Below are 19896 nucleotides of genomic sequence, written 5' to 3'. Positions count from 1 at the left end.
GATCATGCGATCCACACGGCCGTCGTCCCATGCCAGCCGAGGGGGGAGGGCGGGCCGCAGGAATTCCCCCGTGCTGGCCGCCATGGCCCTCGCGTCGGCACTCGCTCTGACCGCCACGGCCTGCGAGTCGGGCGACGCCACGGCGGGCGGTGAGGCCTCCGCGTCGGCCACCGCTACCGACGACGGCAAGCTCAGGATCCCGGACGACATCAGGGACCGGCTCCGCGAGCACGGGATCGATGTCGACAAGTGGAAGAACGGCGCCTGGAAGAACTGGGACCGGGACGACTGGCTGCGCGAGGCCAACGAGTACATCAACCCGATCATCGAGGGGCTCTGGAACCCGGACCGGATGCGGGAGGCCGAGGAGCCCGACCAGGGCGTCGACGACAGCGACCTCTCCGGTGACCAGGGTGTGACCGACCCGACGCCCGAGCCGGTCGAGGCGCAGGCCGTGCCGCCGTCGTACCACGCCAACGCCCCGACGGCCGGGAAGGTGTTCTTCGACTCTCCCAAGGGCTCGGCCGTCTGCTCGGCGACCGTGGTGAAGGACCCGGCCCACCCCGGCAAGTCCAACCTGGTGTGGACGGCGGGCCACTGCGTGCACGCGGGCAAGAAGGGCGGCTGGTACCGCAACATCGCGTTCGTGCCGTCGTACAACGACGACGGCAGGCCGGTGGAGGAGCTGGAGAACGTCACCCGTGAGGACGTCGCTCCCTACGGTGTCTGGTGGGGCGACTGGGCGCAGACCTCGGACCAGTGGATCGAGCAGGGTGGTTCGACGGGAGGCGACGGCGCGCCGTACGACTTCGCGGTCATCCATGTGACGCCGGAGAAGGGCAGCGGCGGCAAGTCGCTGGAGGAGATGGTCGGTTCGGCGCTGCCGGTCGACTTCAAGGCGCCCGCGGTGCCGCGGCTGAAGAGCCTCACGGCGATCGGCTACCCGGCCGCGCCGCCCTACGACGGGCAGAAGCTGTACCGGTGCGAGGACCGGCCCGGGCGGCTGTCGGTCACCGCGTCGGATCCGACGATGTACCGCATCGGCTGCACCATGACCGGCGGTTCGTCGGGCGGCGGCTGGGTCGCGACGGGCTCGGACGGCAAGCCGGCGCTGGTGTCCAACACCTCGATCGGCCCGGTGACGTCGGGCTGGCTGGCCGGACCGCGTCTGGGCGGCGTGGCCAAGGGCGTGTACGACTCGGTCAGCAAGAAGTTCGCCGGCCGGTGACGGCCTGCTGAACGGCGCCGAGGGTGGGGCGATGTACTCCGCGAAAACCTTCACCGCCCCACCCCGGTACGCCCTCAACTCCCCGCCCGCCCCTGCCGACGATGTACCGCATCGGCTGTGACATGACCGGCGGTCCGTCCGGCGGCGGCTGGTTCCGGGTCGTGAACGGCAAGTCGGTGCTGGTCTCCAACACCTCGATCGGCCCGGCCGACAAAACCTGGTTGGCCGGCCCGCAGCTGGGCCGCGACGCCGAGGCGCTCTACCAGAACATGAGCAAGACGTACGGCGGTCAGTGACCCGTGCATGCTGAAGGCCCGCTCCCCGGCAACGGGGGGCGGGCCTTCGGGCGGTCAGCTCAGGTCACAGCGCCGGCCAGGTCGTGCTCAGAGGGCCGGTGCCGGAACGTACGGTGTGAGTTCCGCCGCCAGTTCCTCGTGTACCCGCACCTTGAGCAGGGTGCCCTCCGGGGTGTGCTCCTCGGAGATCACCTCGCCCTCGTCGTGGGCACGGGCGACCAGCTTGCCGTGCGTGTACGGCACGAGCGCCTCGATCTCGACCGACGGCCGCGGCAGCTCGTTGTCGATGAGCGCGAGCAGCTCCTCGATGCCCTGGCCGGTGCGGGCCGAGACGGCGATGGACCGCTTCTCGACGCGCAGCAGCCGCTGGAGCGTCAGCGGGTCGGCCGCGTCCGCCTTGTTGATCACGACGATCTCGGGCACGTCGGTGGCGCCGACGTCCCTGACCACCTCGCGTACGGCGGCCAGCTGCTCCTCCGGGAACGGGTGCGAACCGTCCACCACGTGCAGGATCAGATCGGACTCGCCGACCTCCTCCATCGTGGAGCGGAACGCCTCGACCAGGTGGTGGGGCAGATGGCGTACGAACCCGACCGTGTCGGCCAGCGTGTACAGCCGTCCGCTCGGGGTCTCGGCCCGGCGCACGGTCGGGTCGAGGGTCGCGAACAGGGCGTTCTCGACCAGCACGCCCGCGCCCGTGAGGCGGTTGAGCAGCGAGGACTTGCCGGCGTTGGTGTAGCCCGCGATGGCGACGGACGGCACCTTGTGGCGCTTGCGCTCCTGGCGCTTGATCTCGCGGCCGGTCTTCATCTCCGCGATCTCCCGGCGCATCTTCGCCATCTTCTCGCGGATCCGGCGCCGGTCCGTCTCGATCTTGGTCTCACCGGGACCACGGGTGGCGAGGCCGCCGCCCTTGCCGCCGCCCATCTGCCGGGACAGCGACTGACCCCAGCCGCGCAGTCGCGGCAGCATGTACTGCATCTGCGCGAGAGCGACCTGCGCCTTGCCCTCTCGGGACTTGGCGTGCTGGGCGAAGATGTCCAGGATCAGGGCCGTGCGGTCGATGACCTTGACCTTGACGACGTCCTCGAGGTGGATCAGCTGGCCGGGGCTGAGCTCACCGTCGCAGATGACGGTGTCCGCGCCCGTCTCGACGACGATGTCGCGCAGTTCCTCGGCCTTGCCGGAGCCGATGTACGTGGCCGCGTCGGGCTTGTCGCGGCGCTGGGTGACGCCGTCGAGCACCAGCGCGCCGGCCGTCTCCGCGAGGGCGGCGAGCTCCGCGAGGGAGTTCTCCGCGTCCTGAACGGTTCCCGAGGTCCAGACGCCGACGAGGACGACCCGCTCCAGACGGAGCTGGCGGTACTCGACCTCGGTGACGTCCTCGAGCTCGGTGGAGAGGCCCACCACACGGCGCAGAGCCGCGCGGTCGGAGCGGTCGAACTGGTCGCCGTCCCGCTCTCCGTCGATCTCGTGGCTCCAGGCGACGTCCTCTTCCATCAGGGCATCGGCCCGAAAACCCTCGGGGTGGCTGTGCGCGAAGCGCTTGGAGTCCTGGGAAAAGGAAGAAGAGGAGGTCATTGGATCCTTACGTAGATGGGAAGCCGTTCACTGTCTGCAACGCGTGGGCGGTCCGGGAGATTCCCGGAACCCGTACCGCGCCGACCAGAAGATGTTCGCACGGCACGGGGCGTCTCGTCACTGTGTTATCGGGCGGGCGCCCTCACCACGCTCGGGCCTGCTCCGCCGGGGCATGCGGGTTGGCTGCCGGGGCTTGCGGCTTCGCTGCTGGTGCTTGCGGCTCCGCCGCCCGGACCTCCGGCTTCGCCGCCGGCGCTTCCGGCTTCCTCGCCGGCGCCTGCGGCTTCGCGGGCGTCTCCGGCTTCCAGTCCGGGTGCCCCGGCATGGGCGGGGTCTTCTCGCCGTACAGCCAGTCCTGGAAGAAGCCGTCGAGGTCACGCCCGGAGATCTCGGCGGCGAGCTTGACGAAGTCCTCCGTGGTGGCCGTGTCGTCCTGGTGGCGGACGACCCAGGCGCGTTCCAGGCGTTCGAAGGCCGGGCGGCCGATCTCCTGGCGCAGGGCGTACAGGACGAGCGCGGCCCCGTCGTAGACGTTGGGCCGGAAGATGCCGGTCTTGCGGGCGGGGTCGGGGGCCTTGGGGGCGGCGGGGGGCCCGCCTGCGGCGCGCCAGCGGTCGGAGGCGCCGTAGGCGGCCTTCATCCGGTCCCGCATCGGCTTGCCGGCCTGTTCCTCGGCGTACAGCGCCTCGTACCAGGTGGCGTGGCCCTCGTTGAGCCACAGATCGGACCAGGTGCGGGGGGTGACGCTGTTGCCGAACCACTGGTGGGCCACCTCGTGGACCATGATCGACTCGACGTACCAGGGAGGGTAGACCGGCTCGGTGAAGAGTTCCCGTTCGAAGAGCGAGAGCGTCTGGGTCTCCAGTTCGAAGCCGGTGGAGGCGTCGGCCACGAGCAGGCCGTACGTCTCGAAGGGGTAGCGGCCGACCTTGCTCTCCATCCAGGCGATCTGGCCGGGGGTTTTCTCCAGCCAGGGTTCGAGTGCCTCGCGGTGGCGGGTCGGTACGACGTCCCGTACGGGCAGGCCGTGCGGGCCGGTGCGGTGCAGCACCGTGGAGCGGCCGATGGACACCTGGGCAAGCTCGGTGGCCATGGGGTGCTGGGTGCGGTAGGTCCAGGTCGTCGACCCGCCGGACTTCTCCACTCCGGCGGCCAGGCCGCCCGCGACGGCCGTGTGACCGTCGGGCGCGGTCACCCGGAAGGTGAACATCGCCTTGTCCGAGGGGTGGTCGTTGCAGGGGAACACCAGGTGCGCGGCGTCGGCCTGGTTGGCCATGGCGAGGCCGTCGGCCGTGCGCACCCAGCCGCCCTCGCGGCCCTCGGCGGGTACGGGGTCACTGGTGTGCCGCACGGTGATCCGCATCCAGGTGCCGTCCGACACCGAGTCCTCGGGTGTGATCACCAGGTCCTCGCCGGCGGAGCGGAACTCCGCGGAGTCGCCGTCTACCTCGACGGACTCGACCTTGCCGTGGGCGAAGTCCAGGTTGACGCGGTCCAGGTCGGCGGTCGTCCAGGCGTCGATCGTGGTGACGGCCTGCAGCGGCTCGCTGTTGTTGCCCGGATAGGTGAAGGCGAGGTCGTACGACGCCACGTCGTAGCCCGGGTTGCCGAGGTACGGGAAGAGACGGTCGCCGACGCCGAGCGGAACGACGGGGGCGCTCGCGGCGACGAGGCAGACGGAGACGGCCGAGGTGAGCAGGGCGGCTGCGGTCCGGCGACGGGTGGGGGAGGTGGCCTGGCTGTGGGGGGTCAGGAGCATGCCCCACGGCTATCAGCGGGCGGGCGGGCGGCGGGGACGACGCGCTTTCGTCCCACCCGAACCGGGGACCGGGGCCTGCGCCGGGTGCCGCCCCGGCCCGCCGGGAGCCGTCCGCACGCTTCAGGGAGACCGACCGCAGGCCGCCCTTCCGCCCGGACCGTCAGCCGCCCTGCGGTTGCGGCTGCGCCCGGCTGACGTCGTACACCCCGGCCACGTTGCGCATCGCGCGCATCAGGGCGGGCAGGTGGCCGGCGTCCGGGAGCTGCACGGTGTACGTGTGCCGCACCTGCTGCTGGGTCGGAGGCTCGACGGTCGCGGAGACGATCTCGGCGCCCTCGGAGGCCATGGCCTCGGTGAGGTCGGCCAGCAGATGGGGACGGACGAACGATTCGGCGACCAGTGTGACCCGGCACTCGGCGGCCTCTCCCCAGCGCACGCCGACCTCCGCACGCCCCCCGTCCTTCATCCGCGCCACAGCGGGACACTCCACGCGGTGCACGGTGACCGCTCCCCCGCGTACGGCGAAGCCGGTGATCTCGTCGGGCGGTACGGGCGTGCAGCAGCGGGCGAGCCGTACGGTCGCACCGGGCAGGTCGGCGAGGACATGGCCGGTGCCGGGTCGGCCGGCGGGCTGCTCCGGAGCCGCGTCCGGGTCGGGTGCGCCGACGGGCCGTTGAGCCGTCCGGTCCTCGGCGGTCCGCGCCTCGTTCTGCTGCTGGGACTCCGCCTGAACCGGATGTGCGGTCAGCCACCGCTGGATGGCGATCCGGGCCGCGGGTGTGTGGGCGTGCTCCAGCCACTCCCGGGAGGGTTCCGACGCCGGGTCCTGGCCCATGAGGAGCTGGACGGTGTCGCCGTCCTTGAGGACGGTGCTCAGCGTCGCAAGGCGGCCGTTCACCCGGGCCCCGATACAGGCGTGGGCGTCCTCGCCGTACTGCGCGTAGGCGGCGTCCACGCAGGTCGCGCCCTCGGGCAGGCCGAGCGTGCCGCCGTCGGGCCGGAAGACGGTGATCTCGCGGTCCTGGGCGAGGTCCTCGCGCAGGGTGGACCAGAAGTGGTCGGGGTCGGGTGCCGCCTCCTGCCAGTCGAGGAGCCGGGAGAGCCAGCCCGGGCGGGTGGGGTCGACGCGCTCGCCGTCGGCCGGGTCGTCGGGGGCGGGCGCGTACGGGTTGCCGAGGGCGACGACGCCGGCCTCGGCGACCTTGTGCATCTGGTGCGTGCGGATGAGGACCTCGACGACCTGGCCGTCCTCGCGCGCCACGGCCGTGTGCAGCGACTGGTAGAGGTTGAACTTCGGTACGGCGATGAAGTCCTTGAACTCGGAGACCACCGGCTTCATGCAGGTGTGCAGTTCGCCCAGGACGCCGTAGCAGTCGGCGTCCTCGTTCACCAGGACCAGGACGCGGCCGAAGTCGGAGCCGCGGAGCCGGCCGCGTTTGCGGGAGACACGGTGCACCGAGACGAAGTGGCGGGGCCGGATGAGGACTTCGGCCTGGATGTCCGCCTCGCGCAGCACACCGCGCACCTCGTCGGCGACTTCGGCGAGAGGGTCGTCCGCACGGGCGGCGTTGCGGACGATCAGCTCCCTGGTGTGCGCGTACTCCTCGGGATGCAGGATCGCGAAGACCAGGTCTTCCAGTTCGGTCTTGAGCGCCTGGACGCCGAGCCGTTCGGCGAGCGGGATGAGCACGTCACGTGTCACCTTGGCGATGCGCTCCTGTTTCTCGGGGCGCATGACGCCGAGGGTGCGCATGTTGTGCAGCCGGTCGGCGAGTTTGATCGACATGACGCGGACGTCGTTGCCGGTGGCGACGAGCATCTTGCGGAAGGTCTCGGACTCGGCGGCGGCGCCGTAATCCACCTTCTCCAGTTTGGTGACGCCGTCGACGAGGTAGCGGACCTCCTCGCCGAACTGGTCGCGGACCTGGTCGAGTGTCACGTCCGTGTCCTCGACGGTGTCGTGCAGCAGGGACGCGGTCAACGTCGTGGTTTCGGCCCCGAGTTCGGCCAGGATCAGGGTCACGGCGAGCGGGTGCGTGATGTACGGCTCCCCGCTCTTGCGCATCTGGCCGCGGTGCGAGGACTCGGCCAGGACGTAGGCGTGGCGCAGCGGTTCGAGGTCCGCGTCGGGGTGGTGGGCGCGGTGGGCCTCGACGACGTGGCTGATGGCGTCGGGCAGCCGGCCGCGGGCGGCGGGGCCGAGCAGGGCCGCGCGGCCGAGGCGGCGCAGGTCGATCCGGGGGCGGGCCTTTCTGCGGGGGGCTGCCGGCGTCACCTGTCCTGACACCGCGCCCGGCATCGGGCCTGGGGTCACGGAATTCGTGGCCTCCGCACTCATGGGCACCTCCGGCTGCGTCTACCGGCGGACGGGGTGCCCCAGAGCGGACACGGCTCAGGGAGCGGCTTCGGTCCCCCGTCCGGGCCGGTGCTTGATGCTACCGAGCCCACCACGCCCGACTGACCGCCTCTCGCCGAGCGTGAAACTGATCACCCATTCGAGGGATGAATGTGAGGTTTGTACCCCTGTTGATCGCGACCTTCACCGTGTGATTTCCGCCAAGTGGCCGGTTATCAACGGTTGTTTCGGGTCGGGTGACCGAAGCGGCGCGGGTGTTTCAGGACGACCGGTTCGGGCTCACGCGGACGTGGCGGCTTCCAGCCAGTCCGGGTCGATCTCGCCCTCGGCCACGATCACGGCGGGGCCGGTCATCTCGATCTCGCCGTCGGACCGCTCGGTGATCACCAGGGTGCCGCCGGGGACGTCCACGGTGTAGGTCACGGGGGTGCCGGTGGCCGTCGGGTCGGCGCCGTCACGGCGGGCGGTGGCCACGGCGACCGCGCACGCGCCCGTGCCGCACGAGCGGGTCTCACCGGAGCCGCGCTCGTGCACGCGCAGTGCGACGTGCCCGGGGCCGCGGTCGACCACGAACTCGACGTTCACACCGTCCGGGTAGGCGGCGGCCGGGCTGAAGGGGGGCGGGGACAGCAGGTCGCCCGCGTGCGCCAGATCGTCCACGAAGGCGACCGCGTGCGGGTTGCCCATGTTGACGTTGCGCGCGGGCCAGCTGCGCTCGCCGACGCTCACCGTGACGTCGCCGGCCGGGAGCACGGCCCGGCCCATGCCGACGGTCACGTCGCCGTTCTTGGCGAGGTGCACGGTCTTCACTCCCCCGCGCGTGGCGACCGCGAGGTCTCCCTCGATGACGTGCCCGGCGCGCTGGAGGTAGCGCGCGAACACCCGCACGCCGTTGCCGCACATCTCCGCGACCGAGCCGTCGCCGTTGCGGTAGTCCATGAACCACTCCGCCTCGGCCGCCATCCCCTCGGCCTCCGGGTGAGCTGCGGAGCGGACGACGTGCAGCAGGCCGTCGCCCCCGATGCCCGCGCGCCGGTCGCACAGGGCGGCGACGGCGGCCGGGGGCAGGTCGATGGCGTTCTCGGGGTCCGGGACGATCACGAAGTCGTTCTCGGTGCCGTGACCCTTGAGGAAGGCGATCCGCGTGCTCATGCCTCGATCGTAACGGGGCACGCGCCCCCTACCGGAGTCGTGCCACCCGCCACACGGCGAGGACCACCACGAGGGCCACGACCAGGGCATACGCGAGGACGACCCGCCAGTCGGGTCTGCGGCCGGAGCCGCGGGCCGGCAGGCCCGGCAAGGTGTAGCCGACGCGGCGGGCTGCCATCATGCCCCAGCCGGCCGCGCAGGAGCAGATCAACAGGCCCAGCATGGCGATGACGGCCCCGCTGTCGCCGAAGTCGAAGGCGAGCGGGAAGGCGAACATCAGGGAGCCGAGTGCCGCGAGACCCACGATGGGGGCCAGCTGCCAGATGCGGAGCCGGCGCTGCGGGCGCAGCTCGACCTCGACCTCGTCGGCGAACATCTCGCCGGGCTCGGGACCGTCGTCCGTCACACCCTGCGCCTCGTCGGGTCCGTCGGAGCTGAGGTGGTCCGCCTCCTGCTCGGGCACGTCCCCGGGCCCCGGCTCATCCCGCTCGGCGGTGATGTGATCCGTGCTTCGTGCGGTGTCGCGAGGGCCGGCCTCCATCGCCACGCGCCCTCCCAACTAGGACTCAACTCGGTCGATCGAAGCTCGATGATGGCACGCCGCCGAAGGACCGGATGACGGCCTGGGCGTCCCGATGCCATGACGTGATCAGGCTGTGACCGGTCGTTCGACCAAGGACAGCGCGAGCTGCGGAAGTTCCGTGAGATCGGCTGCCGCCCCACTCAACCAGTGCACCCGCGGGTCGCGCCTGAACCATGAATCCTGGCGGCGCGCGAAGCGCTTGGTGGCACGGACGGTCTCGGTCCGCGCTTCCTCCAGGGTGCACTCCCCGGCGAGCGCCGCGAGCACCTGCTGGTAGCCGAGCGCGCGCGAGGCCGTACGCCCTTCACGCAACCCCTGCGCCTGGAGTGCGCTCACCTCGTCCACGAGGCCGGCGTCCCACATCCGGTCGACCCGGCGCGCGATGCGCTCGTCGAGCTCGGGGCGGGCCACGTCGACGCCGATCTGAAGGGTGTCGTACACCGAGTCGTGACCGGGGAGGTTGGCCGTGAACGGTTTGCCGGTGATCTCGATCACCTCCAGGGCGCGGACGACCCGGCGGCCGTTGCTCGGCAGGATCGCACGAGCGGCCTCGGGGTCGGCGGCGGCCAGGCGGGCGTGCAGCGCGCCGGGGCCGCGCAGTGTGAGTTCCTCCTCCAGCCGGGCGCGGACCTCGGGGTCGGTGCCGGGGAACTCCAGGTTGTCGACGGCTCCGCGCACATAGAGTCCGGAGCCGCCGACCAGGATCGGCCAGCGCCCCTCGGCGAGCAGGGCGTCGATCCGTTCCCGGGCCAGGCGCTGGTACTCGGCGACGGACGCCGTGACGGTCACGTCCCAGATGTCCAGCAGATGGTGGGGAACGCCGTCACGCTCCTCGGTCGTCAGCTTGGCGGTGCCGATGTCCATCCCTCGGTAGAGCTGCATGGAGTCGGCGTTGACGACCTCGCCGCCGAGACTCTGAGCCAGGAAGACGCCCAGATCGGACTTTCCGGCCGCGGTAGGTCCGACGACGGCGATGACGCGGGGGGCGGGGGGTGCACTGCTCACCGCCCCAGTCTCGCAAACCTCGAACCCTGGTCTCGAACGAGTTACGTGACACCACGGCCGCGGGGTCGTTGCCCGTTGCGAGGTTCCTGCCGCCGGATCGCAGAGGCGGTGGCCCGGGCCGCGCAAACCGACGCACCGGGCAACGCGGGTTTTCGCCCGCACGAGTAACGTATGGAGTGGATATGGGCGTTTTTGCACGACTTCTCCGGCGGTCGAAGGCCACGGCGGAGACGCCTGCAGCCGAGGCTCAGACCGGCGCGGCGAAGGCCGGGCCCGAGGGGAAGGCGGCCGAGGCCACGGAGGCGAAGGGCACCGAAGGAGTCGGGGATGTGGCGGGGCCGGTCGGTGAGGCCGCCGCCGAGGTCACCGAGTCCGAGGGCGTCGACATCCCCAAGCAGCAGTCCACCGAGAAGGCGGCCGACAACGAGGCCGGTGAGGGCGCCCGTACATGACCGCCCCGCGCGAGGGAGGGTGAGCCATGGGTCTCCTGCACAACGTGAGAGCCAAACTGGGCCTGGCCAAGGGCAAGGTCTCGCACTTCGCGCAGCGGCACGAGGACAAGATCCACCACGGTCTCGACAAGGCCGCGCACGCCGTCGACAAGAGGACCAAGGGCAAGTACAGCGACAGGATCCAGTCGGGCACGGGCCGGGCCAAGGGCGCCATGGGCCGCCTCGCGCACCAGGGCGAGAGTGGACCGGACGGGGGTGGCACGACACCGCCGCCGGGCACCGGGACCATGCCGCCGGAGACGGGCCGCACGGCACCGCCGCGGGACCCGAGTGGCACCACACCGCCGGTGACGGGCCGCACGGCACCGCCCCGGGACCCGAGTGGCACCACACCGCCGGTGACGGGCCGCACGGCACCGCCCCGGGACCCGAGTGGCACCACTCCGCCGGACGACGCACCTCCGCCTGCTTCCTGACGCGGACACCGGCACTCTGAAGGGCACATCGGCGGACGGCCGCGGAGCACCTGCTCCCGGCCGTCCCCGCCGCTTCTCTCCTCTGTGCTGTTCGCTGCCTGCCGGACTGCCGGACTGCCGCCCGTGCCCTACGACCAGCCGGCGACGATGTATCCCACGCCGTACGGAGCGTCCTCGTAGAGCAGCGATCCGCCGAGGTCCGCGCCCTCGGCCGCCCCCGCCAGGACCTGCCAGGGGGCCCGGCCGGACACCTTCAGCTCATGGGCAAGCCCGGGGTCGAGCGCGGTGAGTGCGGCCAGGTCCGCCGCGCCGAGGGCCCGTGCGACCTCCGCGTCGAACGGGGCCGCCCGTTCGTCCAGATAGCCCGGGGCCTTGAGCGTCCGGCACGCACTGGCGTCCCCCATCACCAGCAGGGCCACTCGCTCGTCCCGGGCAGCGATGTCCCTCCCGGTGTCCGCGCACAGCCCGGGCGGGCACGACTCCCCCACCCCGAGTCCCTCGACCGGGGCGTCGGACCACCCGGTCCGCTCCAGCAGCCGGGCGGCCACCGCCAGCGCGTACGGCAGTCGCGGTCGCGGGTCCGCGCCCCCGGCCGCTCCCAGACGTACATCGAGGTCGACGCCGAAGCTCCGGAAGGACCCAGCCGCTCCCTCCGGGTACGTCTCGGTCCCGGCGCCGTCCACGGGGCCGACGACCACGAGCCGGCCGGGGCGGGCGGCGGCGAGCACGCCCAGCGCGTCCGTGCAAGCGTCCCGCGCGGCGTCCAGTTCCGGGGCGGCGCCCGCGGCGACCTCGGGCACCAGCAGGGGCGGGCAGGGGCACACAGCGGCGGCGACAAGCATGATCGGCAGGGTAACCCTCAGGAGCCGCTGCCACCGCACAGGGCGGCAGCGGTCCGGGTCAGTCGCAGCCGCACCCGCTCGCCACGGCCGGCAGGGGCTCGGGAGCGCCGATCTTCGGCAGTCCCAGCATCACGCCGACGGGCTTGGCCTTCTCGGCCGCGTTGCGCTTCTCCCAGGCGTCGCCCGCGCGCGTGCGGCGGACGTCCAGCACGGGGCCCTCGGCGAGGAGGTGGTGCGGGGCGGCGTAGGTGATCTCGACGGTGACCACGTCGCCGGGGCGGACCTCCTGGTCCGGCTTGGTGAAGTGGACGAGGCGGCTGTCGGGGGCGCGGCCGGAGAGGCGGTGGGTGGTGTCGTCCTTGCGGCCCTCGCCCTCGGCGACCATCAGTTCCAGCGTGCGGCCGACCTGCTTCTTGTTCTCCTCCCAGGAGATCTCCTCCTGGAGGGCGACGAGCCGCTCGTAGCGCTCCTGGACGACCTTCTTGGGGATCTGGCCGTCCATCTCTGCGGCCGGGGTGCCGGGGCGCTTGGAGTACTGGAAGGTGAAGGCCTGGGCGAAGCGGGCCTCGCGCACCACGTGCAGCGTCTGCTCGAAGTCCTCCTCCGTCTCGCCGGGGAAGCCCACGATGATGTCCGTGCTGATCGCGGCGTGCGGGATGGCGGCGCGGACCTTCTCGATGATCCCCAGGAAGCGCTCCTGGCGGTAGGAGCGGCGCATCGCCTTCAGGACCGGGTCGGAGCCGGACTGGAGCGGCATGTGCAGCTGCGGCATCACGTTGGGCGTCTCGGCCATGGCGGCGATGACGTCGTCGGTGAAGTCGCGCGGGTGCGGGGAGGTGAAGCGGACGCGCTCCAGCCCGTCGATCTTCCCGCAGGCGCGCAGCAGCTTGCTGAATGCCTCGCGGTCGCCGATGTCCGAGCCGTAGGCGTTGACGTTCTGCCCGAGCAGCGTGATCTCGGAGACGCCCTCGGCGACCAGGGCCTCGATCTCGGCGAGGATGTCGCCGGGCCGGCGGTCCTTCTCCTTGCCGCGCAGGGCCGGAACGATACAGAAGGTGCAGGTGTTGTTGCAGCCGACGGAGATGGAGACCCAGGCCGCGTAGGCGCTCTCGCGGCGGGTGGGCAGCGTCGAGGGGAACGCCTCCAGCGACTCGGCGATCTCGACCTGCGCCTCCTCCTGCACGCGGGCGCGCTCCAGCAGGACGGGCAGCTTGCCGATGTTGTGCGTGCCGAAGACGACGTCCACCCAGGGCGCCCGCTTCACGATGGTGTCGCGGTCCTTCTGCGCGAGGCAGCCGCCAACCGCGATCTGCATGCCGGGGCGGCTCGCCTTCTTCGGGGCGAGGTGGCCGAGGTTGCCGTACAGCTTGTTGTCGGCGTTCTCCCGCACGGCGCAGGTGTTGAAGACGACGACGTCCGCCCCGTCGGCGCCCTCGGGGGCACGGACGTAGCCCGCGTCCTCCAGCAGTCCGGACAACCGCTCGGAGTCGTGGACGTTCATCTGGCACCCGTAGGTGCGTACCTCGTATGTGCGCGTGCCGCCCACTGACTGGCTCCGGTCGATGCTGCTCATGGGGACAAGGGTAGGCGGTCGGCGAAAGTGACTCGGCCGCCTGTGGACAACCGCAGCACCGGCCTCAGGGCTCGATGAGTCCGGCCCTGATCGCATAGCGGGTCAGCTCCAGGCGGTCGCGCATGCCGAGCTTCTGGAGGAGGTTGGCACGGTGACGCTCGACCGTCTTGGCGCTGATGAAGAGCAGTTCGCCGATCTCCTTCGAGGTGTGGCCCTCGGCTACCAGCTTGAGGATCTCCTCCTCGCGTTCGGTGATGGCCCTCTCCGGCAGGCCGTCACCCCGGTGCAGCCGCTCCAGGTAGGAGCGGACGAGGGCGCGTTCGGCGCCCGGGTAGATGAACGGCTCGTCGCGCACGGCCGCCCGGCAGGCCTCGACCAGGTCGCGGTCCGCGACGGACTTGAGGACGTAGCCGCTGGCCCCGGCCCTGAGTGCCTCGAAGAAGTACTCCTCGTTGTCGTACATCGTCAGGATCAGGATGTGCAGGCCGGGCAGCCGGCGGGAGAGTTCCCGGGCGGCCTGGAGGCCGGTCATCCGGGGCATGGCCACGTCCAAGACGGCCAGGTCGACGGCGGTTTCGCGGGCGCGTGCGACGGCCTCGGCCCCGTCTCCGGCCTCGGCGACGACCGTCAGGTCCGGCTCCCCGTCCAGGATGAGGCGCACGCCCCGGCGTACGAGGGTGTGGTCGTCGGCGAGCAGGACGCGGATCGGTGGGGACATCAGCGGGGTCCTTCCGTCACCGGTACGCCTGCTGTCACCGGTACGCGCAGCCGTATGTCGGTGCCTCCGCCCGGCGCCGGTTCCAGGGCCACGGCGGCGCCGATCAGCAGGGCGCGTTCGCGCATGCCGGTGATGCCGGCGCCCTCGGGGGCGTGACCGAGGCCCGTGCCGTTGTCGCGGACGAGGAGTTCGACGCCGCCGGGGACCGGCTGGAGGCGGAGTTCGGCGCGGTCGGCGGCGGCGTGCCGGGCGGTGTTGGTCAGCCCCTCCTGGGCGACCCGGTAGACGACGAGTTCCGCTTCCGGGGTCAGGGCGGGCAGATCGCCGGTGACGTGGTGGCGCACGGTCAGCCCGTGGGTCGTGAACTCGCCGGTGAGCGAGCGCAGCGCGCTGGCCAGCCCGAGTTCCTCCAGGACGCCGGGGCGCAGCCGGCGGGCGATCCGGCGGATCTCGTCCAGGCCGGCCCGGGTCGCCTCCTGCGCCTGGCCGACCTCCTCGCGCAGGTCCTCGGGCGCCCGGTCGGCGACGCGCTTGAGCTGGAGGAGGACGGCGGTCAGGGTCTGCCCGACCTCGTCGTGGAGCTCCCGCGCGATCCGGTGCCGTTCGCTCTCCTGCGCGGACAACGCCCGGGCGGCGCCCGCGGCCCGTTCGGCCTCCAGCCGGTCGAGCATCGTGTTGTACGTCGTGATCAGCCCCGCCGTCTCAGCCGGTCCCGCGACCACCGGCCGGGAGCCCGGACGCAGCAGGTCCGCGGTGGCCATGGCCCGGTCCAGCCGCTGCAGGGGCACCAGGCCGAACCGCAGCACGAGGGCGTTGCCCGCGAGCAGCACCACCAGGCCGCAGAGCAGCACGAGGGCCTCGCCCGCGAGAACGGGCGTGGACACGGTGACCGGGCCGAGCAGCAACGCCGTGGCCACGACCAGGCCGGCGGCGTTGAGCGAGAAGATCCGCCAGAACAACGACACGCTTCCGGATCCGCTCCTTCCCGCCTTCGCCCCCTGCACGGCCCCCTCCACCCTCTCCGGCGCCCGGCCGTTGCGTATATCCGTCACGACACCCATGTCGTCACCGTACGGCCGGATGGGAGCATGCGGACTTGACCCGTTCGGTGATCGAGACCGTTCAACAGACCGACAAAGCACGACAGACAAGACGATCAAGGGGAAGTAACGTGTCAGCTCCGCGCCTGAGGGCGACGCCGCTGCCGGGTATCGGGGTCCAGTACGACCTGGAGACCCGGGAACACCGCCATCTGTCGGTGGTGGCGCACCGCGACGGCACGCGCACGGTGAACGTGTACCGGCCCGACGACCCCGACTCCTGCGCCCAGTCCCTGAAGCTGACCAGCTCGGAGGCGGGGTCGCTGATCGACGCGCTGAAGCCGTCCCACCACAGCCCGAGCCTGCTGTACACCACGGATCTGGGGCTGGTCGCCGAGCGGATCGAGGTGGCCGCGACCTCGCGCTGGAACGGGCGGGTGCTGGGCGACATGCGGATGCGGACGGAGACGGGCGCCTCGGTGGTGGCCGTGCTGCGCCGGGCCGAGGCCATCCCGTCGCCCGCGCCGGACTTCCGGCTGGCCGGCGGTGACACCCTGATCGTCGTCGGGACCCGCGAGGGTGTCGACGCGGCCGCGACCATACTCGAGCGGGAGTGAGCTCTTGCACTCCGCGGTTCTGCTCATCGAGTTCGGTTCCATCATTCTCGGCCTCGGCCTGCTGGGCCGGTTCGCCGGCCGCTTCCAGCTCTCGCCGATACCCCTGTACCTGCTGGCCGGTCTGGCCTTCGGCGAGGGCGGTCTGCTGCCGCTGGGCGCCAGCGAGGAGTTCGTCGCCATCGGCGCGGAGATCGGCGTCATCCTCCTGCTGCTGATGCTGGGCCTGGAGTACACGGCGACGGACCTGGTCTCCAACCTCAAGACCCACTACCCCTCCGGTCTCGTCGACTGCGCGCTCAACGCGCTGCCCGGCGCCGCCGTGGCGCTGCTGCTCGGGTGGGGTCCGGTGGCCGCCGTCGTGCTGGCCGGTGTCACGTGGATCTCCTCGTCCGGTGTGATCGCGAAGGTGCTGGGCGATCTGGGCCGGGTCGGCAACCGGGAGACGCCGGTGATCCTCAGCGTTCTGGTGCTGGAGGATCTGGCGATGGCGGTGTACCTGCCCATCGTCACGGCGCTGGTGGCGGGCATCGGGCTCATGGCCGGGAGCGTGACCCTGGCGATCGCGCTGGGCGCGGCCGGGCTCGTGCTGTTCCTGGCCGTGCGCTACGGCCGGCTCATCTCGCGGTTCGTCTCCAGCGACGACCCGGAGAAGCTGCTGCTGGTCGTGCTGGGCCTGACGATCCTGGTCGCAGGTGTCGCGCAGCAGCTCCAGGTCTCGGCGGCGGTGGGGGCCTTCCTGGTGGGCATCGCGCTGTCGGGGGAGGTCGCGGAGGGTGCGCACACCCTGCTGAGCCCCCTGCGGGACCTGTTCGCGGCGGTCTTCTTCGTCTTCTTCGGGCTGCACACCGACCCGTCGAGCATCCCGCCCGTCCTGCTGCCGGCCCTCGGACTGGCCGTCGTCACCGCGCTGACGAAGATCGCCACCGGATACTGGGCGGCCCGGCGGGCCGGGATCTCCGTGAAGGGCCGCTGGCGGGCGGGCGGCGCGCTGGTGGCCCGCGGTGAGTTCTCCATCGTCATCGCCGGCCTGGCGGTCGCGGCCGGGGTCGAACCGTCCCTCGGCCCGCTGGCCACGGCCTACGTGCTGATCCTGGTCGTTCTCGGCCCGCTCACCGCGCGCTACACCGAGCCGGTGGCGACCTGGTGGACCCGGCGCCGCGAGCCCGGCCGCACGGAGCCCGCGCCCCGGACGGCCGAGGCCGAGGCACCGGTCGCCGACTGAGGAGGCGGTGAGCCGGGCGGCCCGGAGCATGACCCCCTGGTCAGGCGGCGCCCCCGCCCGGCACCCACCCCTGTCTGCGCAGCACCCCCCGTACGTCCGGCGCCTCGTAGTGCTCCCCCTTGAGGACCTTGCCGTCCTCACGGCGGGAGACCGAGCCGTCGGGGCCGATCTTCGTCATGTTGGAGCGGTGGATCTCGGCGAGCACCGCGTCCAGGTCGATGCCGTGCACGAGGGCGGTGCCGTACGCGACGTAGACCACGTCCGCCAGTTCGTGCGCGAGGCGGTCGAGCGGGCCCCCCACCGACACCTCGGCGACCTCGCGGGCCTCCTCCGCGAGAAGCTCACCCCGGTGGGCCGCCAGAGCCGGGGAGACCTCCGTGGGCGTGCTGCGGGCGTCCAGGCCGAAGGCGAGGTGGAACGCACGGACCAGGTCGGCGGGCGAAGAGCTCATGGGGGCGACTGTAGTGGCGCCCACTGACAGTCCCCCGTCCCGGCCCTGTGAGCCCTGCCCTGGTCAGCGGGGCACCCCGGCTGGCAGGATCGCCCGCATGTCCAGAACGCTCCCCCCCATCGGCAGGCGCCGTGCCCTGCAGGGCGGCACCGCCGCCCTCGTGGTCCTCGGCCTGCTCCTGTGGTGGCTGCGCCCCTGGGCCGAGGAGCCGCCGAGCGGGACGATCACGTTCAGCACGGGCACCCGCGCGGGCGTGTACCACGAGTACGGCGAACTCCTGCGCAACGAGATCGACAAGGACATGCCCGACCTGAAGGTGCGGCTGCTGACCAGCGCCGGCTCGCAGGAGAACGTCGCCGACGTGGCGACCGGCAAGGCCGACTTCGCGATCGCCGCCGCCGACGCGGTCGCCACCTACAAGCTCGACAACAGCCCCGGGGCGGACCGGCTGCGTGGCGTCGCCCGCCTGTACGACGACTACGTCCAGCTCGTCGTGCCACCCGACTCGGACATCCGCTCCGTCGCCGACCTGCGGGGCAAGCGCGTGGCCATAGGGCTGCCCGACTCCGGCGTACGGCTGATAGCCAACGGTGTGCTCAAGGCGGCCGGCATCGACCCGGAGAAGGACATCAAGCCGTCCTCGGACGGCATCGACACCGGGCCCAGGCGCCTGGGGCACGGCCTCGACGCGTTCTTCTGGTCGGGCGGGCTGCCCACGGACGGTCTCAGCCGCCTGGCCAACAAGTCGGCATCGGCCTTCCGGTTCGTGCCGATCGACGCCACGCTCGTGGCCAAACTGCACGACCAGGGCGGCGCCACCCGCTACTACCGCGCCACGAAGATGCCGGAGTCGGCCTATCCCACCATCCAGCGCGGCAAGCCGGTTCCCACCCTCGCGGTGTCCAACCTGCTGGTCACCCGCAGCGACATGGATCCCCGGCTCACGGAGTGGCTGACCCGTACGGTGCTGGACAGCCGGGACCTCATCGGGGCGACCGTCCACTCCGCCCAGCTGGTCGACGTCCGCACGGCGATCTACACCGACCCGCTGCAACTACATGCCGGCGCCCAGCGCTACTACCAGTCGGTCAAGCCGTAGCGCCCGGCCCCTCCCGCTCCTCGCCCTGCGTCAGGCCGTAGGCGCCGACCGCGGCACCGCCACCGTCACCTTCAGCCCGTGCGGCTCGTGACGGTCGTACGCGATCGAACCGCCGCCCGCCGCGAGCAGCGCCCGCGAGATGGACAGCCCGAGGCCCGAACCCTTGATGTTCTGATGCCGGCCGCTGCGCCAGAAGCGGTCGCCGACGCGTGCCAGCTCCTCGTCGGTGAGGCCGGGGCCCTGGTCGGTGACGACGACGGTGGAGGTGTCGCCGTGGGAGGCGACGCTCACCTCGACGGTCTCGTCCTCGGGCGTGAACTTCACCGCGTTGTCGATGACCGCGTCCAGCGCGCTGGACAGGGCGACCGGGTCGGCCCACGCGGTCGTCGGCGGGCAGTCCCCCACCAGATGCACGCCCTTGGCCTCGGCGGTCGGGGCCCAAGCCGCGAGACGTTCGGCGGCGAGCTCGCCGATGTCGGTGATCTTCAGATCCGCCTCGGTGTGCTCGGCCAGCGCCAGGTCGAGCAGGTCGTCCAGGACCTGCGCGAGACGCTTGCCCTCGGCCTGGACCGAGGCGATCTCCTTGTTGCCCTCGGGCAGCTCGAAGGACAGCAGCTCGATGCGCAGCAGCAGCGCCGCGAGGGGGTTGCGCAGCTGGTGCGAGGCGTCGGCGACGAAGGCACGCTGCTGCTCCAGCACGTCCTCGACGTTGTCGGCCATCTCGTTGAACGACCGTGCCAGGCGTTGGAGCTCCGGCGGCCCGCCGGCGGCCGCGACCCGGGACTTCAGCCGCCCGGTGGCGATGTCGTGGGTGGTGGCGTCCAGGACCCGTACGGGCTTGAGCACCCAGCCGGTCAGCCGCAGAGCGGCACCGACGGCCAGCAGCATCGCGGCAAACTCGCCCGCGCCGATGACCAGCCAGCCGTGCAGCGTGCGCGAGCGCATCTGCCCGGTGGGCGAGTCGGTGACGACGACCGCGACGACATCCCCGTCCCGGATGACCGGCGAGGCCACCACGAGGTTGCGGCGCTGCCAGGGCCACACCTGCTTCGGATCGTGGCTGCGGCGGCTGAGCTTCGCCTCGGAGAAGGCGTCCCGGACCTCGCCCTCCCTGGGCAGGGACCAGTCGGCCGGGGCGTGGGCCATGGCCACGCCGGTTCGGTAGAAGACACCGGAGCGGATGCCGTAGACCTCGTAGTAGCTGCGCAGCTCGCTGCTGAGGGTGGCCAGCCGCTCGTTCTCGAACGCGCCGGTGGTCCCGTCGGGCGAGTCGGTGACGAACTGCGCCAGGGCCGCGAAGCGTGCCGTGTCGTCGATCCGGTCGACGACGACCTTCTGCTGCTGCGCGCCGGCGAGGCTCACGGCGAGCGGGACGCCGAGCGCGAGCAGCACGGCCGCCATCAGGATGATGAGCAGCGGGAGCAGACGAGTGCGCACCCGGCCCCG

Annotated in this window: 18 protein-coding genes and 1 pseudogene; 7 read left to right on the top strand and 12 right to left on the bottom strand. The window is 71.9% G+C overall.

What is annotated here, in order from left to right; all coding sequences use genetic code 11:
• Positions 1 to 4: 4 nt before the first annotated feature.
• Together RFN52_RS29855 and RFN52_RS29850 are read left to right on the top strand one after the other, a co-directional pair.
• Entirely contained in the window at positions 5 to 1228 is a 1224-nt protein-coding gene (locus RFN52_RS29855; protein ID WP_184850711.1) for a trypsin-like serine peptidase, read from the top strand.
• A gap of 86 nt (positions 1229 to 1314) precedes the next feature.
• Positions 1315 to 1524: pseudogene (locus RFN52_RS29850) on the top strand (hypothetical protein); the annotation flags it as partial.
• An 87-nt stretch (positions 1525 to 1611) separates the two neighbouring features.
• On the opposite strand, the gene hflX reads toward RFN52_RS29850, so the two are convergent.
• From hflX to miaA, 6 genes are all read right to left on the bottom strand, one after another.
• Positions 1612 to 3105: a GTPase HflX gene (hflX, locus tag RFN52_RS29845; RefSeq protein ID WP_184850709.1), complete on the bottom strand. Its 1494-nt coding sequence runs from the start codon at positions 3103 to 3105 to the stop codon at positions 1612 to 1614.
• Positions 3106 to 3247: 142 nt separating this feature from the next.
• Positions 3248 to 4864, bottom strand: a complete 1617-nt coding sequence (locus RFN52_RS29840; RefSeq protein WP_184850707.1) for a M1 family metallopeptidase — start codon at positions 4862 to 4864, stop codon at positions 3248 to 3250.
• Between the two features lie 160 nt (positions 4865 to 5024).
• Positions 5025 to 7202 carry a RelA/SpoT family protein gene (locus RFN52_RS29835; protein ID WP_184850705.1) on the bottom strand — a complete coding sequence of 726 codons (2178 nt, stop codon included), beginning with the start codon at positions 7200 to 7202 and terminating at the stop codon, positions 5025 to 5027.
• 297 nt (positions 7203 to 7499) lie between these two features.
• Complete coding sequence (dapF, locus tag RFN52_RS29830; RefSeq protein ID WP_184850703.1) at positions 7500 to 8372, bottom strand: diaminopimelate epimerase; 873 nt, start codon at positions 8370 to 8372, stop codon at positions 7500 to 7502.
• A gap of 28 nt (positions 8373 to 8400) precedes the next feature.
• Positions 8401 to 8913, bottom strand: a complete 513-nt coding sequence (locus tag RFN52_RS29825; RefSeq protein ID WP_184854080.1) for a hypothetical protein — start codon at positions 8911 to 8913, stop codon at positions 8401 to 8403.
• Positions 8914 to 9021: 108 nt separating this feature from the next.
• Positions 9022 to 9960 (bottom strand): tRNA (adenosine(37)-N6)-dimethylallyltransferase MiaA, encoded by a 939-nt coding sequence (gene miaA, locus RFN52_RS29820; protein WP_184850700.1) that lies wholly within the window; start codon positions 9958 to 9960, stop codon positions 9022 to 9024.
• Between the two features lie 182 nt (positions 9961 to 10142).
• Between miaA and RFN52_RS29815 the strand changes: the two genes are divergently transcribed.
• A complete protein-coding gene (locus RFN52_RS29815; protein ID WP_184850698.1) occupies positions 10143 to 10412 on the top strand; it encodes a hypothetical protein in 270 nt (89 codons plus the stop codon).
• 26 nt (positions 10413 to 10438) lie between these two features.
• Positions 10439 to 10888: an antitoxin gene (locus RFN52_RS29810; RefSeq protein ID WP_184850696.1), complete on the top strand. Its 450-nt coding sequence runs from the start codon at positions 10439 to 10441 to the stop codon at positions 10886 to 10888.
• A gap of 128 nt (positions 10889 to 11016) precedes the next feature.
• Here RFN52_RS29810 and RFN52_RS29805 read toward each other — a convergent pair whose 3' ends face one another.
• From RFN52_RS29805 to RFN52_RS29790, 4 genes are all read right to left on the bottom strand, one after another.
• A complete protein-coding gene (locus RFN52_RS29805) occupies positions 11017 to 11730 on the bottom strand; it encodes a class III extradiol dioxygenase subunit B-like domain-containing protein (protein WP_184850694.1) in 714 nt (237 codons plus the stop codon).
• Positions 11731 to 11788: 58 nt separating this feature from the next.
• Positions 11789 to 13303, bottom strand: coding sequence for a tRNA (N6-isopentenyl adenosine(37)-C2)-methylthiotransferase MiaB (miaB, locus tag RFN52_RS29800; protein ID WP_184850692.1), 1515 nt, complete (start codon positions 13301 to 13303; stop codon positions 11789 to 11791).
• 64 nt (positions 13304 to 13367) lie between these two features.
• Complete coding sequence (locus RFN52_RS29795) at positions 13368 to 14021, bottom strand: response regulator (RefSeq protein ID WP_107459905.1); 654 nt, start codon at positions 14019 to 14021, stop codon at positions 13368 to 13370.
• Positions 14021 to 15082, bottom strand: a complete 1062-nt coding sequence (locus RFN52_RS29790) for a sensor histidine kinase (RefSeq protein WP_184850690.1) — start codon at positions 15080 to 15082, stop codon at positions 14021 to 14023. The genes RFN52_RS29795 and RFN52_RS29790 overlap by 1 nt, the downstream gene beginning before the upstream one ends.
• A 110-nt stretch (positions 15083 to 15192) precedes the next feature.
• Between RFN52_RS29790 and RFN52_RS29785 the strand changes: the two genes are divergently transcribed.
• Both RFN52_RS29785 and RFN52_RS29780 read left to right on the top strand, forming a co-directional pair.
• Positions 15193 to 15678, top strand: a complete 486-nt coding sequence (locus tag RFN52_RS29785) for a cation:proton antiporter regulatory subunit (RefSeq protein WP_033308295.1) — start codon at positions 15193 to 15195, stop codon at positions 15676 to 15678.
• A 4-nt stretch (positions 15679 to 15682) separates the two neighbouring features.
• Positions 15683 to 16900, top strand: coding sequence for a cation:proton antiporter (locus RFN52_RS29780; protein WP_184850688.1), 1218 nt, complete (start codon positions 15683 to 15685; stop codon positions 16898 to 16900).
• A 40-nt stretch (positions 16901 to 16940) separates the two neighbouring features.
• Here the strand turns inward: RFN52_RS29780 and RFN52_RS29775 are convergent, their stop codons facing one another.
• Complete coding sequence (locus RFN52_RS29775) at positions 16941 to 17351, bottom strand: pyrophosphohydrolase domain-containing protein (protein WP_184850686.1); 411 nt, start codon at positions 17349 to 17351, stop codon at positions 16941 to 16943.
• Positions 17352 to 17448: 97 nt separating this feature from the next.
• On the opposite strand from RFN52_RS29775, the gene RFN52_RS29770 reads away from it, so the two are divergent.
• A complete protein-coding gene (locus RFN52_RS29770) occupies positions 17449 to 18450 on the top strand; it encodes a TAXI family TRAP transporter solute-binding subunit (RefSeq protein WP_184850684.1) in 1002 nt (333 codons plus the stop codon).
• Positions 18451 to 18480: 30 nt separating this feature from the next.
• Here RFN52_RS29770 and RFN52_RS29765 read toward each other — a convergent pair whose 3' ends face one another.
• Positions 18481 to 19887 (bottom strand): sensor histidine kinase, encoded by a 1407-nt coding sequence (locus RFN52_RS29765; RefSeq protein ID WP_184850682.1) that lies wholly within the window; start codon positions 19885 to 19887, stop codon positions 18481 to 18483.
• Positions 19888 to 19896: the final 9 nt, after the last annotated feature.

The organism is Streptomyces collinus, from assembly GCF_031348265.1.
In the GTDB taxonomy this organism is placed as follows: Bacteria; Actinomycetota; Actinomycetes; order Streptomycetales; family Streptomycetaceae; genus Streptomyces; species Streptomyces collinus.
The sequence above is the reverse complement of the archived record's forward strand: the minus strand, read 5'-3'. Positions and strand labels throughout refer to the sequence as shown.

Excerpts from the sequence above, each read along its gene's own strand:
- RFN52_RS29855 (WP_184850711.1), top strand. The coding sequence starts at position 5 with ATGCGATCCACACGGCCGTCGTCCCATGCCAGCCGAGGGGGGAGGGCG.
- hflX (WP_184850709.1), bottom strand. The coding sequence starts at position 3,105 with ATGACCTCCTCTTCTTCCTTTTCCCAGGACTCCAAGCGCTTCGCGCAC.
- RFN52_RS29840 (WP_184850707.1), bottom strand. The coding sequence starts at position 4,864 with ATGCTCCTGACCCCCCACAGCCAGGCCACCTCCCCCACCCGTCGCCGG.
- RFN52_RS29835 (WP_184850705.1), bottom strand. The coding sequence starts at position 7,202 with ATGAGTGCGGAGGCCACGAATTCCGTGACCCCAGGCCCGATGCCGGGC.
- dapF (WP_184850703.1), bottom strand. The coding sequence starts at position 8,372 with ATGAGCACGCGGATCGCCTTCCTCAAGGGTCACGGCACCGAGAACGAC.
- RFN52_RS29825 (WP_184854080.1), bottom strand. The coding sequence starts at position 8,913 with ATGGAGGCCGGCCCTCGCGACACCGCACGAAGCACGGATCACATCACC.
- RFN52_RS29815 (WP_184850698.1), top strand. The coding sequence starts at position 10,143 with ATGGGCGTTTTTGCACGACTTCTCCGGCGGTCGAAGGCCACGGCGGAG.
- RFN52_RS29810 (WP_184850696.1), top strand. The coding sequence starts at position 10,439 with ATGGGTCTCCTGCACAACGTGAGAGCCAAACTGGGCCTGGCCAAGGGC.
- RFN52_RS29805 (WP_184850694.1), bottom strand. The coding sequence starts at position 11,730 with ATGCTTGTCGCCGCCGCTGTGTGCCCCTGCCCGCCCCTGCTGGTGCCC.
- miaB (WP_184850692.1), bottom strand. The coding sequence starts at position 13,303 with ATGAGCAGCATCGACCGGAGCCAGTCAGTGGGCGGCACGCGCACATAC.
- RFN52_RS29795 (WP_107459905.1), bottom strand. The coding sequence starts at position 14,021 with ATGTCCCCACCGATCCGCGTCCTGCTCGCCGACGACCACACCCTCGTA.
- RFN52_RS29790 (WP_184850690.1), bottom strand. The coding sequence starts at position 15,082 with ATGGGTGTCGTGACGGATATACGCAACGGCCGGGCGCCGGAGAGGGTG.
- RFN52_RS29775 (WP_184850686.1), bottom strand. The coding sequence starts at position 17,351 with ATGAGCTCTTCGCCCGCCGACCTGGTCCGTGCGTTCCACCTCGCCTTC.
- RFN52_RS29770 (WP_184850684.1), top strand. The coding sequence starts at position 17,449 with ATGTCCAGAACGCTCCCCCCCATCGGCAGGCGCCGTGCCCTGCAGGGC.